The 17,843-nt window shown below is 67.1% G+C and carries 11 protein-coding genes; 10 read left to right on the plus strand and 1 reads right to left on the minus strand.

What is annotated here, in order from left to right; genetic code table 11:
- Window positions 1–188: 188 nt before the first annotated feature.
- The 6 genes from ACFDS6_RS06665 to ACFDS6_RS06690 all read left to right on the plus strand — a co-directional run bounded on the left by ACFDS6_RS06665 (window position 189) and on the right by ACFDS6_RS06690 (window position 11,788).
- Window positions 189–1,082, plus strand: a complete 894-nt coding sequence (locus ACFDS6_RS06665; RefSeq protein ID WP_375271343.1) for a CsgG/HfaB family protein — start codon at window positions 189–191, stop codon at window positions 1,080–1,082.
- Complete coding sequence (locus ACFDS6_RS06670) at window positions 1,079–1,843, plus strand: hypothetical protein (RefSeq protein WP_375271344.1); 765 nt, start codon at window positions 1,079–1,081, stop codon at window positions 1,841–1,843. The genes ACFDS6_RS06665 and ACFDS6_RS06670 overlap by 4 nt, the downstream gene beginning before the upstream one ends.
- The gene (locus ACFDS6_RS06675; RefSeq protein ID WP_375271345.1) at window positions 1,840–2,811 is read left to right on the plus strand and encodes a lysozyme inhibitor LprI family protein; all 972 of its coding nucleotides are present in this window, start codon (window positions 1,840–1,842) and stop codon (window positions 2,809–2,811) included. The genes ACFDS6_RS06670 and ACFDS6_RS06675 overlap by 4 nt, the downstream gene beginning before the upstream one ends.
- A gap of 127 nt (window positions 2,812–2,938) precedes the next feature.
- A complete protein-coding gene (locus tag ACFDS6_RS06680; RefSeq protein ID WP_375271346.1) occupies window positions 2,939–3,934 on the plus strand; it encodes a helix-turn-helix transcriptional regulator in 996 nt (331 codons plus the stop codon).
- A gap of 43 nt (window positions 3,935–3,977) precedes the next feature.
- Window positions 3,978–9,029 carry a DEAD/DEAH box helicase gene (locus ACFDS6_RS06685; RefSeq protein WP_375271347.1) on the plus strand — a complete coding sequence of 1,684 codons (5,052 nt, stop codon included), beginning with the start codon at window positions 3,978–3,980 and terminating at the stop codon, window positions 9,027–9,029.
- Complete coding sequence (locus tag ACFDS6_RS06690; protein WP_375271348.1) at window positions 9,026–11,788, plus strand: DEAD/DEAH box helicase; 2,763 nt, start codon at window positions 9,026–9,028, stop codon at window positions 11,786–11,788. Before ACFDS6_RS06685 ends, ACFDS6_RS06690 begins: the two co-directional genes overlap by 4 nt.
- On the opposite strand, the gene ACFDS6_RS06695 is transcribed toward ACFDS6_RS06690, so the two are convergent.
- Window positions 11,761–12,099: a hypothetical protein gene (locus ACFDS6_RS06695; protein WP_375271349.1), complete on the minus strand. Its 339-nt coding sequence runs from the start codon at window positions 12,097–12,099 to the stop codon at window positions 11,761–11,763. The two genes, ACFDS6_RS06690 and ACFDS6_RS06695, sit on opposite strands and share 28 nt — an antisense overlap.
- A 165-nt stretch (window positions 12,100–12,264) precedes the next feature.
- Here ACFDS6_RS06695 and ACFDS6_RS06700 point away from each other — a divergent pair, with 165 nt between their 5' ends.
- From ACFDS6_RS06700 to ACFDS6_RS06715, 4 genes are read left to right on the plus strand one after another with little or no spacing between them, the layout of a single operon-like run.
- Window positions 12,265–15,729 carry an Eco57I restriction-modification methylase domain-containing protein gene (locus tag ACFDS6_RS06700; RefSeq protein WP_375271350.1) on the plus strand — a complete coding sequence of 1,155 codons (3,465 nt, stop codon included), beginning with the start codon at window positions 12,265–12,267 and terminating at the stop codon, window positions 15,727–15,729.
- Window positions 15,726–16,463: a hypothetical protein gene (locus tag ACFDS6_RS06705; protein ID WP_375271351.1), complete on the plus strand. Its 738-nt coding sequence runs from the start codon at window positions 15,726–15,728 to the stop codon at window positions 16,461–16,463. Before ACFDS6_RS06700 ends, ACFDS6_RS06705 begins: the two co-directional genes overlap by 4 nt.
- A 10-nt stretch (window positions 16,464–16,473) precedes the next feature.
- Window positions 16,474–17,049 (plus strand): hypothetical protein, encoded by a 576-nt coding sequence (locus tag ACFDS6_RS06710; protein WP_375271352.1) that lies wholly within the window; start codon window positions 16,474–16,476, stop codon window positions 17,047–17,049.
- Window positions 17,046–17,825 carry an HNH endonuclease gene (locus ACFDS6_RS06715; RefSeq protein ID WP_375271353.1) on the plus strand — a complete coding sequence of 260 codons (780 nt, stop codon included), beginning with the start codon at window positions 17,046–17,048 and terminating at the stop codon, window positions 17,823–17,825. Before ACFDS6_RS06710 ends, ACFDS6_RS06715 begins: the two co-directional genes overlap by 4 nt.
- The last annotated feature ends 18 nt before the right edge of the window (window positions 17,826–17,843 follow it).

Consider the following 17,843-nt stretch of genomic DNA (forward strand, 5'->3'; position numbering starts at 1 on the left):
CTTGTGCGCGGTGCTCGTGCGCATACCAATCCGGAAAATTCCCGGAGACCGAGCGTTGCTACCGGGAATTTCCCGGATGTGCAGCTTCGCCGATGTGCGGCAACCATTGAAGCAACGATAGTTGGGTCGGGGGCGTCCGCTTCTGTCGTTTTCTGATGCGATCAGCGGCATCGAGGGGGGAAGATCCAATGAAGCATGGTTTTTCGCGGGTGATCGCGGCACTGGCGGCGAGCGTTCTAGGGTGCGGCATCGCCACCGCGCAGACCGCGAAGCCGGTGGTGGCCGTGGTCCGCATCGATGATCTAACGAACAGTGGTCAGTCCGCCAATCTCACCGCAATGATCGAGAGCGCGGTGGCGAGCACCGGCCGCTTTCGACTCATGGAGCGAGAGCGGATGGGCAAGCTCGTCAGCGAGCAGACCCGCGCTGCCGGCGGCATGGTGACCACCAATCGCCCCGGCAAGGCCGGCGGGTTCGAGGGGGTCGACTACCTCGTCTACGGTTCAATCACGGCGCTGTCGTCAAAATCGGGCGCGGATGCAGCGGGCAATCTGATCCACGGTCTGCTTGGCAACAAGAACGCCGGCTGCAACGAACGCTCGGTGACGCTCGGGCTCGACGTAAAGATCACGGACGCGGACACCGGTGAGATCCGCTACGTCAACCGGCTTGACGAGACGCAGAACAATTCGGCCTGTGGCGGGCAGGCGCAGATCGACGCGACGGCTCTGCTCCGCTCGGCCGCGCAGAAGATCGCTACCGGGCTCGTCACCTCCATTTGGCCGATCCAGGTCGCGGCGGTGATGCCCGATGGCGCTGTTGTCCTGAACTATGGCGAAGGGTCGGTGACCGCAGGGCAAACAATGGTGCTGTTCGCCAAGGGCGCGGAAATCCGAGATCCGACGACCGGAGAGGTGCTCGACAGCGCATCGGTGCCGCTCGGTCTCATCAAGGTAGTGAGCGTAACGCCGCGCACGGCGCGCGCGATGCCCGCCAGCGCCTTCGCGGCAGCAATTCCCGTTGGCACGCTGGTGCGCGTCGCCAGCAAGGATGACGTTCGCACGTTAGGCAAGCGCAAGTGATCGCGCGTCTGATGATCGCCGGTGTGATGGCATTCGCCGTCCCTCCGGCAAGCGCGGCCCCGGTGGTAAAGGTCGCAGGCGTCGATGCCGAGGCGATGCCCGATCTGCGCGATCGAATCATGTCGCTGCTGCTGTCTGCTGGCATTCCGCTATCCACCACGCGCAACGGACGCGACGTGACTGCGCCCGCCTTTGTCATGTCGGTCAGGGTTCAACCGCAGGGCGCGACCGCCAGCGTCGCTAGTGCAGCCGGCTATTGCGTCGGTGGCACGCGGCTTGCCGCCGCCGCCGACCTCCGGATGCGGGACGCCGCATCGCAGGCTGTCGTGTGGGGTGCCAGCGTTACCAGCTCGGTCTCGATCGGGCGCGACATCGTGGCCGGCAGGGGCGTTGGCGCAGGGGACTGCGGCAGCGCGACGCCGTGGACTGCCGATTACGGCCGCCTTACCGACGCGCTGGCGCAGGCGATCGTGCGACAGATCGCGTTTCGCCTCGATCCCTTGCGCGTCGTCGCCGTCGACGGGCGCGCCCTGGTGTTGAACCATGGCGGCGCCTTGGTTCCACTGGGCGCGATGGTGCAGGTTGCCAGCGTCACCGGCGCGCCGGCGCTTTACCGCGTCTCGGCCTCCACGCCTGCGAGCGCCACCGCCGTGCCCTATGGAACTGCCGCTGCGGTCGCGCCCGGCGCCATCGCGCGCATCATTGAGGAAGACGACCCCGCCGCCAACGCGCGGCGTTTCGATAAGGTGGACCTGCCATGATCCTTCGCCACTCCGGTCGCGCGGCCGGCTTTGCCATATTATCGGCACTGTCGGGCTGCAATTATCTGAACGACGCGGGCTGTTCGTCCGAAATCTCGCAGGCAACCGTGATCGACCTCGTCCGCTCGCAGATCGAGCAGGCGGTCAGCAATCAGGTGCGCGGTGATGACGGCGTGCGGACGGTGGGTTCCTCCAAGATCCGCGCCGCGTTGGCAGAGCTGGTGATTGCGTTGGACGATATTCGCACGTCCAAATCCGATCCCAACTCGACCAAGAAGTTTTGCACCGCGACGTTGCGCGTGCGCTTTCCTTCCGATGCACTGACCGACGCCGACAAGGCGCGGGCAGCAGCCGGGGAGAACGACGTGTCTGACCTCGCGTCCGATCTCGACGTGGAGCGGGCGGCGGACAGCTTCACCACCAGCATCGAATTCAACGTTCAGCCGACCGACGACCGATCCAAGGTGTTTGCCGAAGCCGAGGGCAGCAACGCCATGTATGGCTTCGCGGCGCAGGTCGTTGCCTCCAGCCTGCTGCGCTCCGCGATTGAAGGAACCAGGCGTGAGCAGGATCAGGCGGTGGCGCAGCAGGCCGCAGCCGAGAATGCGGCAGCGGACGAACAGAAGAAGGCCGGGGTCGAAGCGGCGCGCGCGGACAACCAGCTCGCGGCGCAGACGATCGCGGCTTCGTGGAAGGCGATTGACGACGGAACACGCGCGCGGCTGCTGCCGGCGCAACGTGCGTGGATCCGCAAGAAGGATGCCGACTGCGGCGTGGAGGCGGCAAGCGCATCGGTCGACCCGACGGAGCGCGAAACTGCACGGCTGCAATGCGATACGCGAGTCACGCAGGATCGCACGTCCTGGCTCGCGCAATTCCGAAGCGATAGCGGCTCCACGACCAGCATCGCTCCCGAGCCTGTCACCCCGGTGTCACAGCCGGTGCCGGTCAGCCGGGACGACTTCTGACGCGCGATCGCGACCAGGCCGAATTGGTAATAATTATCAGCCTTTACGCCAGTAAGTCGAGCCGCCATGCTGCGGCAGCCGTGGTCGTAGGGGTGCGATCGTGGCATGCTTCGGGGGAAGTGCGAGCGTGACAGATCGCATGGCGAAGATGAGCCGGATGCTCGCGCTCGTCCACCTGCTCGCCGACAGCGGTGAAGGGCTGACGCTCGACGAGATGGCGCGCGAGTTGGGCGTCAATCGTCGCACCGCGGAGCGGATGCGCGACGTGATCGCGATTAACTTCGACCTCGACGAGCGGCAGGATGATCGCCACAAGCGCTTCCGCATCACCGGCTCGCTGCGCCGGGTCTACACCCGTCCCAGCGCCACCGAGGTCGCCGCGCTGCAGGCGGAGGTGGACGCGCGCACGCTGGAGAAGGCACCGCGTGCCGCCGTGTTGGAGAGCCTGCTTCACAAGGTGAAGGGTGCACTGGACGACCGCGAGAAGCGCCGGCTTGACCCTGATCTCGACGCGCTCGCTCGGCTCCAGCGCACCCGCGTGCCGGCGGGGCCGATGGTGGAGGCGGACCCGGCCGCGCTGGCGCACGTGCAGCAGGCGATCCTAACCGGTCAGTGCCTCGAGTTCGATTATCTCGGCGAGGGTGCGAGCGAGCCCGCGTGGCGGCGCATCGCGGTTTACGGTCTTATCCACGGCCCCGTCACCTACGTGGTCGGCAAGATGCCGGCGCACGACAAGCCTGCAGTGCCGTTCCGGCTCGACCGGATGACGAACGTGCGTGCGAGCAATTTGCCGGGCTGCCCGCCCGACGACTGGGACGTGGACGCGTGGGTTTCGCAAAGCTTCGGCATCTGGCGTGAGGACGACCACGAAATCGTGCTGCGCGTGACGTCGGGGGCAGTGGCGCGCGCGAAGGAGTGGCGCTTTCACCCCGCGCAGGTAGTAGAAGTGGACGGCGACGAGCTGCTTGTCCGCTTCCGTTCCGGCGGGCTGCGCGAGATCGCGGAGCATCTGTTTACTTGGGGCGGCGAGGTCGCGATTGAGGCGCCGGAAGCACTGCGGGTGGTAATGCACGAGCGACTAGAGGCTGGGCTGAGAGCGGTGCGACCGGACTTGTCGTGCTAGGAAAGGAATGCGGCTCTTCGCCCGTGCCTGCTTGGAAATGGTTATGAACGTCTTCGACCTCGATGCCGAGCTGATCGGCCGCTACAAAAGTTTTGCGCGGTCGTTCACCGAGATTCGCAGCACCGATCTGAAGGAACAGATCGACGCGATCTACGACAGCGACGTGTTCTGGCCCGAGCCGCTGATCGGCCTCAATCCGCGCTATCGCTCGGGTGGTTCGGTCGCGTCACTCGGGGGCGATCCGGCGCTCGCCGACGTGTTCTCGCTCGGCGCGCCGCGCGCGCCGATCACCTTGCACCGCCACCAGGAGCAGGCGTTCCACAAGGCCAAGCAGGCGAAGAACTACATCGTCACGACCGGAACCGGCTCGGGCAAGTCGTTGTGCTTCTTCGTGCCGATCATTGATCGGGTGCTCGCCGCGCGGCGTGCGGGCGAGGCGCGGCGGACGCGCGCAATCATCATCTATCCAATGAACGCGCTCGCCAATTCGCAGCTGGAGGAGCTGGAGAAGTTCATCGGCGGGAGCGGGCTCCCCGATCATCTCAAGCCCACGTTCGCGCGCTACACCGGTCAGGAGGGCGACGCCGAACGCCGCCGCGTCGCGGACAGCCCGCCCGATATCATCCTGACGAACTTCATGATGCTCGAGCTGCTGATGACCCGGCAGGACCCGCTCGACCGGCAGGTGATCGCCAACACGGACGGACTCGAATTCCTCGTGCTCGACGAACTGCATACCTACCGCGGACGGCAGGGCGCCGATGTCGCGATGCTGGTGCGGCGCGTGCGCGCGCGAATGGGGTCGGCGCAGATGCTGTGCATCGGCACCTCGGCGACCATGTCCTCGGGCGAGGCCGATGGAGGGCGCGAGACGGTGGCGCGGGTCGGCACGATCCTGTTCGGCAGCGACGTGTCGCCCGATGACGTGATCACCGAAACGCTCGCCCGCGCGACGGAGGGCGCCGCCGACGGTGCGTCGTTCCTCGCCGCGCTGAAGGCGGCGGTGAAGGATCCCACTACGTATGGTGACTGGAAGACTGATCCGCTCGCGGCGTGGATCGAACTCAATATCGGGCTGGATGCGGGCGAGACGCTGAAGCGAGCGCGGCCGGTCACGATCAGCGATGCAGCGGGGAAGCTCGCCGCGGCAACGGGGCTCGACGCGGGGGTGTGTAGCGATGCGCTGCGCCAGCGGCTGATCGCCATGAGTGATGCCGCAGGCGGCGACAGCGCGTTCATGGCCTTCAAGCTGCACCGCTTCCTTGCCGGTGCCGGCCACGCGCATGCTACGCTGGAGTCCGCGGGCGTGCGCCGGGTGCAGCTCGCCGCCGAGCAGTTCGATCGCGAGAAGCCGGATGCGCGGCTCTACCCGTTGTTCTTCTGCCGCCAGTGCGGGCAAGAGGTGCACAGCGTCTCGCTCGAGCGATCGGGGCAGGTGCTCGCGCGGTCGATTGACCAGACCGCGAAGGACGAGGCCGACCATGACGGCACGCGGCACGGCTTTCTGGTGCCCGATGCCGCGGGCGACCTCGCCTTCGCCGGCGATGTCGACAGTTATCCCGACGACTGGATCGAAGAGGGTAAGAATGGCCGTCGCCTGAAATCCTCGCATCGCGGCAAGCATGAGGGCGAGCGGATGGTGCTCGGCATCGGTGGGCAGCGTGCGCAAGACGGCGTCACCGCGTGGTTCTTCGCGGGTCGTTTCCGCTTCTGTCCCCACTGCGGCTATCAGCCGGCGGGGCAGGCGCGCGACATCAACAAGCTGGCGAGCCTGTCGGCCGAGGGGCGCAGTTCGGCGACCACGCTGATTACTACCGCGGCGCTCGACTGGATGGAGCAGGCGAACAGCCCGGAGGATCGCTATCGGCGCAAGCTGCTGGGGTTCACCGACAATCGCCAGGACGCGGCGCTGCAATCCGGCCACTTCAACGATTTCGTGTTCGTCACGCTGCTGCGCGCCGCCATGCTGCGCGCGGTGCGGCAGGCAGGCGCGGAGGGGTTGTCGCACGAGCAATTCGGCGATGCGCTGCGCCGCGCGCTAGGGTTCGATCCCGAGAACGTGACCCGGCGCGAGGAGTGGATGGCGAACCCCGAGCCGAAGGGGTTTGCCGCACTGGACGAAGCGAAACGCGCGATCAATCAGGTGCTCGCGCATAGGCTGTGGAACGACCTGCGACGCGGCTGGCGCTTCACTAACCCGAACCTCGACCAATTGGCGCTAATCGACGTGCACTATCCCGGCGTGCCGATGCTCGCCGCTGACGAGGCGGAGTCCCGGCGTGACCCGCACCTTGCCGCGGCAACGCCGGAGAAGCGCGCCGAGCTGTTCCGCTGCCTGTTCGACACGATGCGGCAGGGGCTGGCGATCCAGGTCGACGCGCTCGATCGCACCGCCTTGGAGCAGGTGGCGCAGCGCTCGCGCGAGCACGTCAAGGCGCCGTGGTCGATCGCGCGCGAAGAGGAGGAGCGCGACCTCGCGCGGCAAGGCCAGCTCGTGATCGGCAAGCCCGACGGCAGGATCGACCCCGGCACGATCAAGGCATCGGCGCAGAGCGGCCTCGGCCGTTCGCTCAGCAAGCTGCTCGGCGGTGTGCCAGCGAGGGAGCGCGAGCCGCTGATCCAGGCGATGCTGGAAGCGGCCGCGACGCACGATCTAGTGCGCAGTTTCGGCGAAGGCGGCTGGCGGCTGGCACCGGTCGCGATCCGTCTGCACGCGGGCGACGGGAAGGCGGAGAAGGGCCAGAACAACCGCTTCTTTGCCGAGCTTTACGCCGGTGTCGCCGAGCGACTTGGCGAGAGCGGGCGGCTTCCGTTTGCGTTCGAGGGCCGCGAGCATACCGCGCAGGTGGAGGTGAAAACGCGGCAATGGCGCGAGGATCGCTTCCGCTATCAGGAGACCGATAAGAAGCGGATTGAGGAGCAGCGTGGCGACATGATCGCGCGCGGCGAGCGCACCGACTTCCTGCCGCTGATGTTCTGTTCGCCGACGATGGAGCTGGGTGTCGACATCTCGCAGCTCAATCTCGTCTTCCTGCGCAATGCCCCGCCGACGCCGGCCAATTACGCGCAACGTGCGGGCCGCGCCGGACGGAGCGGACAGGCGGCGCTGGTCGTCACCTACTGCGCCGCGCAGAGCCCGCACGATCAATACTACTTCCAGCGCAGGACTGACCTAGTCGCGGGCATCGTGAAGGCGCCGGCAATTGATCTGGTGAACGCGGATCTGCTCGCGAGCCATGTGCAGGCGGAATGGCTGGCGAGTGTCGCCGAGCCGATTGGCACCGCGATCCCCGACAACCTGCAGATGGATACGGACGAGCACCCGGTCGCTGAGCGGTTGCAGCCCGCACTGGCGGCTGCAACCGCCGATGTGGCGGCACGTGCGCGGGCGATTGCGGTCGTTCAGTCGGCGCTGCCCGCCGATCCGCCGGAAGAGCTGGCCGACGTAGCCGCGTTCGTGGAGGCGCGATGGTTCGGGGCCGAAAGCGCCTTTGACGGCGCGTTCGAACGCTGGCGCACGCTCTACCGGTCCGCCGTGACCGAGCGCCAGGCAGCGAACGCGATCGCGCAGCGCACGGGCCTGTCGGCCAAAGATCGCGCCGAGGCACGCAGCCGCTATCTCGCGGCCGACCGGCAGGTGCAATTGCTGGAGACCGGGACCAGTTCCTCGGGGTCGGACTTCTACACCTACCGCTATCTGGCGACCGAAGGCTTCCTGCCGGGCTATAACTTCCCGCGGCTGCCGCTCTACGCTTTCATCGATCAGGAGAAAACATCGGCGGTGCTCCAGCGGCCACGCTTTCTCGCCATCGCGGAGTTCGGGCCCAACGCGCTCGTCTACCACGAGGGCAAGGCGTATCGCTGCCATCGCGCCAAGCTGCCGTCGGGGTCGCTCGACGAGCAGCAGCGGCTGGCAACGCAAACCTTCATCTGCTGCCAGTCGTGCGGCGCGGCGCACGAGGAAGCGACGCAGGAGTTGTGCGCGGTGTGCGGCGATCCGCTCAGCAGCGAGGGGCGGATCGCCGAGCTGTTTCGTGTCGAGAATGTCGATGCGCGGCCCGGCGCGCGGATCACCGCCAACGACGAGGACCGGCAGCGGCGCGGTTTCGAGATCCGCACCGTGTTTCGCTGGCGCGAGAAAGGCGAGAGGGAACAGCGCCTATCGCTCACCGCTGACGGCATGCCGTTGCTGGAGGCACGTTACGGCCCGCAGACGCGACTATCGCGCGTCAACCTCGGACTGCGGCGGCGCAAACAGAAGGAGGTGTTCGGGTTCGACATTGATACGGTGACGGGTCGCTGGGTCAAGAACGAGGTTCAGGGCGACGATGAGGGCGCCGATCCGGTCAAGGGATTGCGCAGCCAGCGCATCGTGCCGATGGTGGAGGATACCAAGAACGCGCTGCTGGTGCGTTTCGCCGACGACCTGGGCCTCTCCGACGAGCAAATGGCGACGTTGCAGCACGCGCTCGTCCGCGCGATCGAGGCGGAGCATGTGCTGGAAGCGGGCGAGCTGCTGGGCGAGCCGCTGCCCACACGCGACGATCGACGCGCGCTGCTGCTCTACGAGGCGTCTGAAGGCGGCGCCGGGGTGCTCAAGCGGTTGATGGAAGATGCGGGGTGCTGGCAACGGCTGGCCGAGGTGGCGCTCGAGCTGATGCACCTGCATCGCGAGGACGGCGCACTGGTCAATGACCCGGATGCCGAGCCGTGCGTGGCGGGCTGCTATCGCTGTCTGCTGTCCTACTACAATCAGCCCGATCATCTGCTGATCGACCGCCGTGACGACGGCGTTCGCGCGGTACTCGATAGCATGACCCGCTGCGGTGCCGGTATGGCGGTGTCGGGAGGCGATGACCCTTGGCTGAGCGCCCTCGCGACATGGAAGGTGCCCGCGCCATCGGCGGAGACGATCGACAGTGCGACTTACCCGCTGTGCTGGCCTGACATGATGGTGATGGCCATGACCGCGCCACCGCCGCCGTCGCTGGTGGCGCGCTGCCGCGACATGGGGCGTGACCTGATCGTGTTGCCGGCAGCGCCGCCGCCAACGATCCCGCAACCGCTCGCCGACGCGCTCGGAGTTACCGCATGACACCTGCCCAGCTTCAGACCGGCGATCTGGTCACCGCGCGCGGGCGCGAGTGGATCGTGCTCGGCAAGCCGGGCGAGGGGCTGGTGCGCGTGCGTCCGCTGTCAGGATCGGAGGAGGACGCGATCACCTTCGCCCCGGCGCTGGAGGCAGTGCCGATGACGAGCGCTTCGTTCACGCTGCCGACCGCGGAGCAGCGCGACACGCAGGATGCCGCGCGCCTGCTCGCTGACGGCCTGCGCCTGTCGCTGCGCCGCGGCGCCGGCCCGTTTCGCAGTGCCGCGCACCTGGGGGTTGAGCCGCGCGCCTATCAGTTGGTGCCGCTGCTCATGGCGCTGCGTCAGGACGTGAAGCGCCTGCTGATCGCGGATGACGTGGGCATCGGCAAGACGATCGAGGCAGGGATGATTTTGCGCGAGATGGTGGATCGCGGCGAGGTCGATCGCTTCACCGTGCTGTGCCCGCCGCATCTGGTCGAGCAGTGGGTGGAGGAACTGGCCACCAAGTTCGACATCGACGCGGTTGCGGTCACCTCGGCGCGCGCGCGATCGCTGGAGCGCGGGCTGGCGCTGTCGGAGAGCATCTTCACCGCTTACCCCGCCACCGTCGTCAGCCTGGATTACATCAAGGCCGAGGGGCGCCGCGCCGAGTTCGCGCGCGCATGCCCGTCGTTCGTGATTGTCGACGAGGCGCACAGCTGTGTCGGCGGCGGCGAGGGTGGCACGCAGCAACGCTACGCCCTCCTGCGCGAGCTGGCGGACGATCCCGCGCGAAACCTGCTGCTGCTGACCGCGACCCCGCACAGCGGCGACCAGAAGGCGTATCAGCGGCTGCTAGGGTTGCTCGATCCCTCTCTCGCCGTGCCGGACAGCGGCGAGCCGTGGCGGCGGCGGCTGGCGCGCCACTTCGTCCAGCGACGCCGGCCCGACATTCAGGATGGTTGGGGCGAGGCGCGGGCGTTCGCCAGGGCGCAGACGAAGGAGCTGCCGTTCCAGCTCACCGGCGCGCACCAGGCGTTTCAGGAAGACGTGCTTGACTATTGCGTCGGCGTTGCCACGCGCGCGGACGGCGAGCGCGCGCGGCGGCTGGCGTTCTGGGGCACGCTGGCGCTGATGCGCTGCGTGGGCTCCTCGCCCGCCGCGGCGGCGAGCGCGCTGCGCAATCGGCTGGGCGGCGTGGCGCAGGAGGCGGCGCTCGAGCCGATCCTGAGTGACGAGGACGAGGGCATTTTCAGCGACACCGACGTCGAGCCGGCTACCGCACTCGATGTCGAGGAACGCACCGCGCTGGAGGCGCTGGTCGCCGCGGCCGACGCGCTCGCCGCGCAGCCGGCGGACGACCCCAAGCTGCGCGGGCTGATCCGCGAGGTGAAGGCGCTGATCGGCAAACGCGCGCGGCCGGTGGTGTTCTGTCGCTTCATCTCGACTGCGGAGGCGGTCGGGGCGGCGCTGCAGTCCGAGTTCAGGAAGCATGATGTGCAGGTCGTCACCGGCCGCCTCACCCCGGAAGAACGGCGCGCGCGGGTGGAGGCGATGGCGGACAGCCCGCAGCGCATCTTGGTTGCCACCGACTGCCTGTCCGAGGGCATCAACCTGCAGATGCTGTTCGACGCGGTGATCCACTACGACCTCAACTGGAACCCGACGCGCCACCAGCAGCGCGAGGGGCGGGTCGATCGCTTCGGCCAGCAATCCGAGAAGGTCTGGTCGGTAATGATGTTCGGCGAGAACTCGATGATCGACGGCGCGGTGATCGACGTCATCACCGAAAAGGCGAAGCGCATTCGCGAGGCAACCGGTGTCACCGTGCCGGTGCCGGAGGATAGTGCGAGCGTCACGGCCGCGCTGATGCAGGCGATGCTGCTCCGGTCGAACAGCCCGCGCGCGCAGGGCGCGTTCGATTTCGGCGGCGCGGCCCCCGCAGCCGAAACAGCATGGCGCGATGCCGAGGAGAACATGAAAAAGAGCCGCGCGATTTTCGCGCAGAACGCGCTCAGACCCGACGAGGTGTTGCCCGAGTGGCGGCGGATGCGCGCGCTGAACGGCGGGGCGGACGAGGTGGAGCGGTTCACACGGCGCGCGCTGAGCCGGATCACGCAGGGCGGCATCGCGCCCGAGGGACAGCACTGGCGCGTCAACTACGGTGTTCTGCCGCAGCGTTTGCGCGAGCGGCTGGAGCCGCGCGGGCTGACCGGCACGCGCGCGATCAGCTTCGCCGACCTGCCGCCACCCGACGTGGCGCATGTCGGGCGGGTCCACCCGCTGGTGGCGATGTTGGCGGAGATGATGGCGGAGGGCGCGCTCGATCCGGGCGGTGTGGACGGCGACGTGCCGCTCGGCCGCGCGGGAGCGTGGCGCACGCGCGGCGTCTCCAAGCTGACGACGGTGCTGCTGCTGCGGCTGCGCTTCACGCTGGTGACAAGCGGGCGGCGCACGTTGCTGGCGGAGGAGGCGACTGCGCTGGCGTTCGATGCGGACGGCGAGGTGGCGAGCGGCACCGACGCGCTGACGCTGCTGGAGGCGGACGCGTCGGGTAACCTCGACCCCGCGGTCATCGCGCGGCAGGTGGAGGGCGCGCGCGGGCGCGTCGACGGCTACCAGCGCGCGATCGCCGCTTATGCCCAGGCGCGCGCGGGTGTGCTGCGCGAGGATCACGATCGGGTGAAATCCGCCACCCGCGGCGAGGGCGCGACCACGGAGGTGACGCCGGTGCTACCCGCCGACGTGATCGGGCTCTACGTGCTCGTGCCCGAGGCGAACTGATGGCGCGCGCGTTCCGCAAAGCGGCCGAGCTGGGGCTGGAGGCAGTTGCGATTGAGGGTGGGCTGATCGCGCCCGAGCAGGTGGCCGCGATCGCCGCCGCGCTGCGCGACGCGAAGCTGGCGGCGAGCTACGAAGTGCCCAAGGGGCTGACGCTCGCCGACGAGATCTCGCGCTACTTCCGCATCGGGCAGGGCATGTGGCGTGATTACGCGCGGATCGACGCGCCGACGACGACGCAGACCGCGGCGTTCGTGCGCGAGCTGCTCGCCAAGGCATTCGGGTTCGACGACCTGACCGGGCCGGCCGAGCATCACGAGGGCACGCGGCGCTACCGCCTAGCGCTAGAGGCGAAGGACGGGCGCGTTCCGATCGTCGTCGCACCGCCGTCGTGGGAGGGCACACGCTTCACCGGCTTCACCCGCGCGCTGCCCGAGTTCGGTGATGGTGCAGAGGGGAGGGCACGGCGTAGCCCCGTCGTGTTGCTGCAGGACTGGCTTAACGCAAACCCCGGCTTCTTTTGGGGCCTTGTCTTCGCAGGCGACCGGGTGCGGCTGATGCGCGACAATGCCAGCCTGACGCGCGCGGCGTGGATCGAGGCGGACTTGGGCGCGATGTTCCGCGACGAAATGTTCGCGGACTTCACCGCCTGGTGGCTGCTCACCCACGCTACGCGGTTCGGGCCCGCGGGCGCGCCGCCGTCCAATGCCGCGCTGGAGCAGGCGCGCGAGGCGGGGCTGAAACAGGGCACCGCCGCGCGCGAGCGGCTGCGCGAGGGCGTCGAGACGGCGTTGCAGGAGCTCGGCCAGGGGCTGATCGACGCGAACCCGGCGATCCGCGATCAGCTCGCAACCGATCCCGCCGCCACGATGCGGCTGTTCGAGGAGCTGCTGCGCACCGTCTATCGCCTGATTTTCCTTGCGGTGGCAGAGGAGCGCGACCTGCTACACCCGCGGAACACCGGGCAGTCCGCGCGCGCGCTCTACGACGCGGGCTATTCCTTCGCCTTCTGGCGCGAGCGATCCGCGCGCCGTGCTTCCTATGACGCGCATCACGATGCGTGGGAGGGGATGAAGGTGACGCTCGCCGCGTTGGAGCAGGGGCAACAATTGCTCGGCCTCCCCGCGCTCGGTGGGCTGTTCGCGCGCAGCGGCACGCCGACGATGGCGGCGGCGCGTATTCCCAACCGCCGCTTCCTGCGCGCGATCTGGAGCCTGGGGTTCATCGAGGTGAACTCGACGCGCACGCGCATCAACTGGCGCGACATGCGGACGGAGGAGCTCGGCAGCGTCTACGAGAGCCTGTTGGAAATCCGCCCCTTCCTCGCACCCGACGGCACGTTCAGCCTGGATGCGGGCGCGAAAGGCAACGCACGCAAGACCAGCGGCAGCTATTACACGCCCGACAGCCTAGTCGAGACGCTGCTCGACAGTGCGCTCGATCCGGTGCTCGACCATGCTGAGGCGAACGGCGGCGCGGACGCGATCCTGAACCTGAAGGTTATAGACCCCGCGTGCGGATCGGGCCACTTCCTGCTCGGCGCCGCGCGGCGGATGGCCGGCAGGGTGGCGGCGCTGCGCAACCCCGACGCGCCCGACGAGCAGGCGGCGCTGCGTGATGTCGTCAGCCGCTGCATCCACGGGGTCGATCGCAACCCGATGGCGGTCGAGCTCGCCAAGGTTGCGCTGTGGATCGAGAGCGTTTCCCCGGGGCAACCGCTCGGCTTCCTCGACGCCAACATCCGCTGCGGCGACGCGCTGCTCGGCGTGTTCAGCCTCGACGCGCTGGAGGAGGGCGTGCCCGACGCCGCCTACAAGCCGCTGACCGGCGACGACAAGGGCACCGCCAATGGCCTTAAGAAGCTGAACAAGGCCGAGCGCGACGCCGGGCTGCTGCGTCTCGCAATCGAGTCCGATAAGCTGAGCCGCGCCTTCCGTCGTTTTCATGCAATGCCCGAGAACACGCCGCGCGAGGTGGCGGCGCGCGCGGAAGAATATGCGCGCATCCGGCAGTCGCCCGACTGGATGGCGCTGCGCCAGGCGTGCGACGCCTGGGTCGCCGCATTCCTGCTGCCCAAGCCAGCGTTGCCGAGTCCGCAGGCGAAGCCGCTGGTGCCCACCACGCGCAACATCCGCGACATATTGTCGGGCGGGATGACGCTGGGCACCGGCGCGATGCAGGGACAGCTCGCCGCCACGGTCAACGCCGCCGCCTTCACCGCGCGCGCTTTCCACTGGCCGATCGAGTTTCCCGATGTGCTGTTGCGGCCGGAAGCCGGGTTCGACGTGGTGCTGGGCAACCCGCCGTGGGAGGTCGTTCAGCTAAGCGAGCAGGAGTATTTTGAAGCTCGCGCACCAGAGATTGCGAATCTAAAGGGCGTGACGCGCAAGCGCGCGATCGCTAAATTGGCAGTCGAACGCCCCGAGCTGCACGCCGAGTTCGCGCGCGACAAGCGTCAGTTCGAAGCTCTGAATGAGTTCGCGCGCTCAAGCGGCCGCTTCGAACTGACCGCACGTGGCAAGGTCAACACCTATGGCCTTTTCGCCGACCTGTTTTCTCAAGCGATTAGCATAAGCGGTCAGGCAGGTTGCGTGGTGCCACTCGGCATAGCAACCAACGAAACTCTTTCTGGATTTTTCCAGTCCCTAACAGATGGAAAGCGCTTAGTCTCACTTTTCTCTATGTCAGAGATTAAGGCTTGGTTCGTTGGAACAAAGGATAATCAATCCTTTTGTCTTCTAACGCTTGGGAGCGCGGAGGCGGCTAAGTATGCCTTTCGGGTTGAAAAACTAGAAGAACTTGAGGATGTTAATAGAGTTTTTTATTTGTCCGCCTCTGATATTCGGAGAATTAATCCGAATACTAAGACCGCACCAGTATTCCGCGCTCGCGAGGACGCGCGCCTAACCGCCGCAATCTACGACCGCGTGCCGGTGCTGATTGACGAGGCGAAGGGGGCAGCGGGCAACTCGTGGGACATCGAGTTCCGCCAAGGCCTGTTCAACATGACGAGCGACAGCGCGCTGTTCCGCACCGCCGCGCAGCTCGGCCACGACGGCTGGGTGCGCGAGGGGAGTGCCTGGATTTCTCCCCGTGCCGGGGAGGACAGGATGGTCCCGCTCTACGAAGCCAAGATGATCCACCAGTTCGACCATCGCTGGGGTTACTATCCACTTGGCCAGATTGATGACACGAGAGCGCTGCCACGCCTAATACCAGAGGAGCGTGACGATCCTGGTTTAGAAGTCTCTCCGCGATTTTGGATACCCAATTCGGAGGTCAACACCGCGCTCGCTGGCGCAGACTGGCAGACCGGATGGCTTCTTGGGTGGCGCGCTGTAACAAACACGACGAACCAGCGCACCATGATCGCTGGTGCATTCCCTCGCGCAGGATGTGGTGACACGTTCCTTCTTTGTTTCTCCCGGCAGCGCCAGACGCTTTTGTCTGCGCTACTGGCGTGCTTGAACTCCCTCACGGTGGACTATTGTGTGAGACAGAAGATGGGGGGCACTTCGCTTAAGTATTTTACTGTTCAGCAACTCCCCATTCTCCCCCCCACCGCCTACACCGAAGCCGATCTGGCCTTCATCGTCCCGCGCGTGCTGGAGCTGACCTATACCAGTCACGCCATGGCCCCCTTCGCGCGCGATGTGGGGTATGACGGCGCGCCTTTCGCCTGGGACGAGGATCGCCGCGCGACGCTGCGTGCCGAGCTCGATGCCTGGTATGCGCTCGCCTATGGCCTAACCCGCGACGAGCTGCGCTACGTGCTCGATCCGAAGGACGTGATGGGGGCCGACTACCCATCCGAAACCTTCCGCGTCCTCCAGAAGAACGAGATGGCCCGCTACGGCGAATACCGCACCCGCCGCCTCGTCCTCGCCGCCTACGACGCGCAGATCGCCGCCGGCGCGCGCCCGCGGGTGGAGGGGTATCGATGAGCGCCGCGGCAGACTGGCGCGCGGCGACCCGCATCGCTGCGCCGCGCTACGACGCGGCGGCGCTCACCGCCTGGTTCGCGCGGGTCGATCCAGCCCCGCTGATCCGCAGCGGCATGCCGATGATCCCCGCGCCGACGTGGGATCGCGGTGCGCTGTCTGCGCTGTTTGGGCTCGATAACCCGAACCACTGCTTCCACGTCGCGCCGCATCGCTGGGCGACATTTCACGAGCCACAGATCACGGGCGGCTTCGCGCACTTCTTGAACTCGGGCGATCACCGCCAGCGGCTTGCTCGTGCGGTCGCGTTCGTCAAAGCGACCGCGACGTGCGCAGGGGCAGACCCAAAGTTCATTGATGATTTTGACGCGACATTCGCCCGCTGTGTTGCAGAAGAGAACCGCACCGATCTGCTGGTGGAGCTACGCCGCGGCGAGCAGCGAATCGGCGCTGCGGTTGAGGCAAAGTTCGGGCATCTGCTGACCACGGGGCAGCTGCCCAAAGCGGAGCAGACCATTACGGACCTGGGTGCCAAGCCCGAGGACTTCATCCGCCTCATTGTCGCACCGGATCCGCTGCACGTCGATAAGGTCATCTTGCGCGACGAGGGCGAGAACTGGACCACCATGTCCTGGTCGGGGCTGCTCGGATCGCTTGAGCGGCACATTGCTCCCGGCACAGCGGATTGCGCCGACTATCGACGTTTCCGGCGGACGGTGTGGCATCGGGCATACTGAAGGACAGGTCATGATCATCGTCCCCGAAAGCGTTATCGACTATCACCGCGACGCGCACATCCGCGCGGCGGTCGATAGTCTTCTTGCGGGTCGGCGGGGCACCGTGCCCGGCGACCTGTCGTGGGAGGAACTAGGCCGTTTCTACGATGCCGTTGCGGCGGCTAGGCGCGTGCAGAGCGACTTCGCACGATTTCTGAACGATTTATGGCGGGCCACATGGCAAGGCGTGCCAGGCTGGAAGGCTCTTCCTCCGGGGGCGCCAGAACGTAGCGACATGTCGGTGCTGGTCGACAACGTCTGGGAATGGAAGTGCTTCACTCGCGGGTTCAAGCGAGATCAGCGAACGCTTGAGCTGTCTGTCTCACTCGATGAGGACTCTGTGCTTCAACTGGGTGTCGCGCTCTTGGATTCGAGAGGTCGTAACATACTCGCGTCAGCAGGTCTGGCGGGTTGGCAGGAGGAAAAGAGTGGCGGCTACCTCTGGACCTCACACGAGATTACGTCGTTGCAGAGCGAGATTGATGCCGCTCACTTTGCCAAATGGGTCAAACAGGCATTGGCGGCCGTTCAGCCGGTGAACAGGTGATCGACACCACCAACCGGCTGCGCACGCTGCCGCCCGCGTTCGCGTCGGAGCTGGCAGAGGCGGCGTGGAACCATGGCTATCGCCGTTCGGGTGGGCAGGCGGATGGGTGGCTCTACTTCGCGTCCGACATCAACGTGCCGGGCGAGATCGGGCTGGCCGTGGCGGACGGCGGCGCGGCGTGGTTCCTGACCGTCAGTCATCCCGGTGTCGCGGCCGAGCTGGACGCGCCCGCCGCCATGCCGGTGCCCAACGGCATGCGCGCGGCGTTCGGCTTCGCCGAGCAGCGCGCTCTGCGCGACGCGCTGCACCGCGCCTATGTGCTCGCCACCACGCTGCCGACGCTGCCGCTGCACGAGTTCGAGGCGGCGGTGGCCGGGTTAAGCGATACCGAGACCGACCGGATAACGCGCGTGCGGATCGGGCAGGACCACTTCCGCCGCGCGCTGCTGCGCTACTGGGAGGGGCGCTGTCCGCTGACCGGCATCACCGAGCCCGCGCTGCTGCGTGCCAGCCACATCGTGCCCTGGGCAGAATGCACGACTGATGCGGAGCGGCTCGACGTGCATAACGGCCTCTTACTCGCGGCGCACTGGGACGCGGCGTTCGATGCGGGACTGGTGACGTTCGACGACGACGGGGCGGCGCTGTTCTCGCCCCTGCTCGGCGATGCGGCGCGCGTGGCATTGGGGGTGCCGCCCTCGCTGACGCTGGTGGATGAACACCGCGCGAAGCTCTCGTGGCATCGCACGCGATTTGGGTTTGAGACGCCGCAATGATCAGTCGCGGCTAAGGGG

It is taken from the genome of Sphingomonas sp., assembly GCF_042095875.1.
Classification (GTDB): Bacteria; Pseudomonadota; Alphaproteobacteria; order Sphingomonadales; family Sphingomonadaceae; genus Sphingomonas.

Coding starts and splice junctions, on each gene's coding strand:
- ACFDS6_RS06665 (WP_375271343.1), top strand. CDS start 189: ATGAAGCATGGTTTTTCGCGGGTGATCGCGGCACTGGCGGCGAGCGTT.
- ACFDS6_RS06675 (WP_375271345.1), top strand. CDS start 1,840: ATGATCCTTCGCCACTCCGGTCGCGCGGCCGGCTTTGCCATATTATCG.
- ACFDS6_RS06685 (WP_375271347.1), top strand. CDS start 3,978: ATGAACGTCTTCGACCTCGATGCCGAGCTGATCGGCCGCTACAAAAGT.
- ACFDS6_RS06690 (WP_375271348.1), top strand. CDS start 9,026: ATGACACCTGCCCAGCTTCAGACCGGCGATCTGGTCACCGCGCGCGGG.
- ACFDS6_RS06695 (WP_375271349.1), bottom strand. CDS start 12,099: ATGCTCGGCCGGCCCGGTCAGGTCGTCGAACCCGAATGCCTTGGCGAG.
- ACFDS6_RS06705 (WP_375271351.1), top strand. CDS start 15,726: ATGAGCGCCGCGGCAGACTGGCGCGCGGCGACCCGCATCGCTGCGCCG.
- ACFDS6_RS06710 (WP_375271352.1), top strand. CDS start 16,474: ATGATCATCGTCCCCGAAAGCGTTATCGACTATCACCGCGACGCGCAC.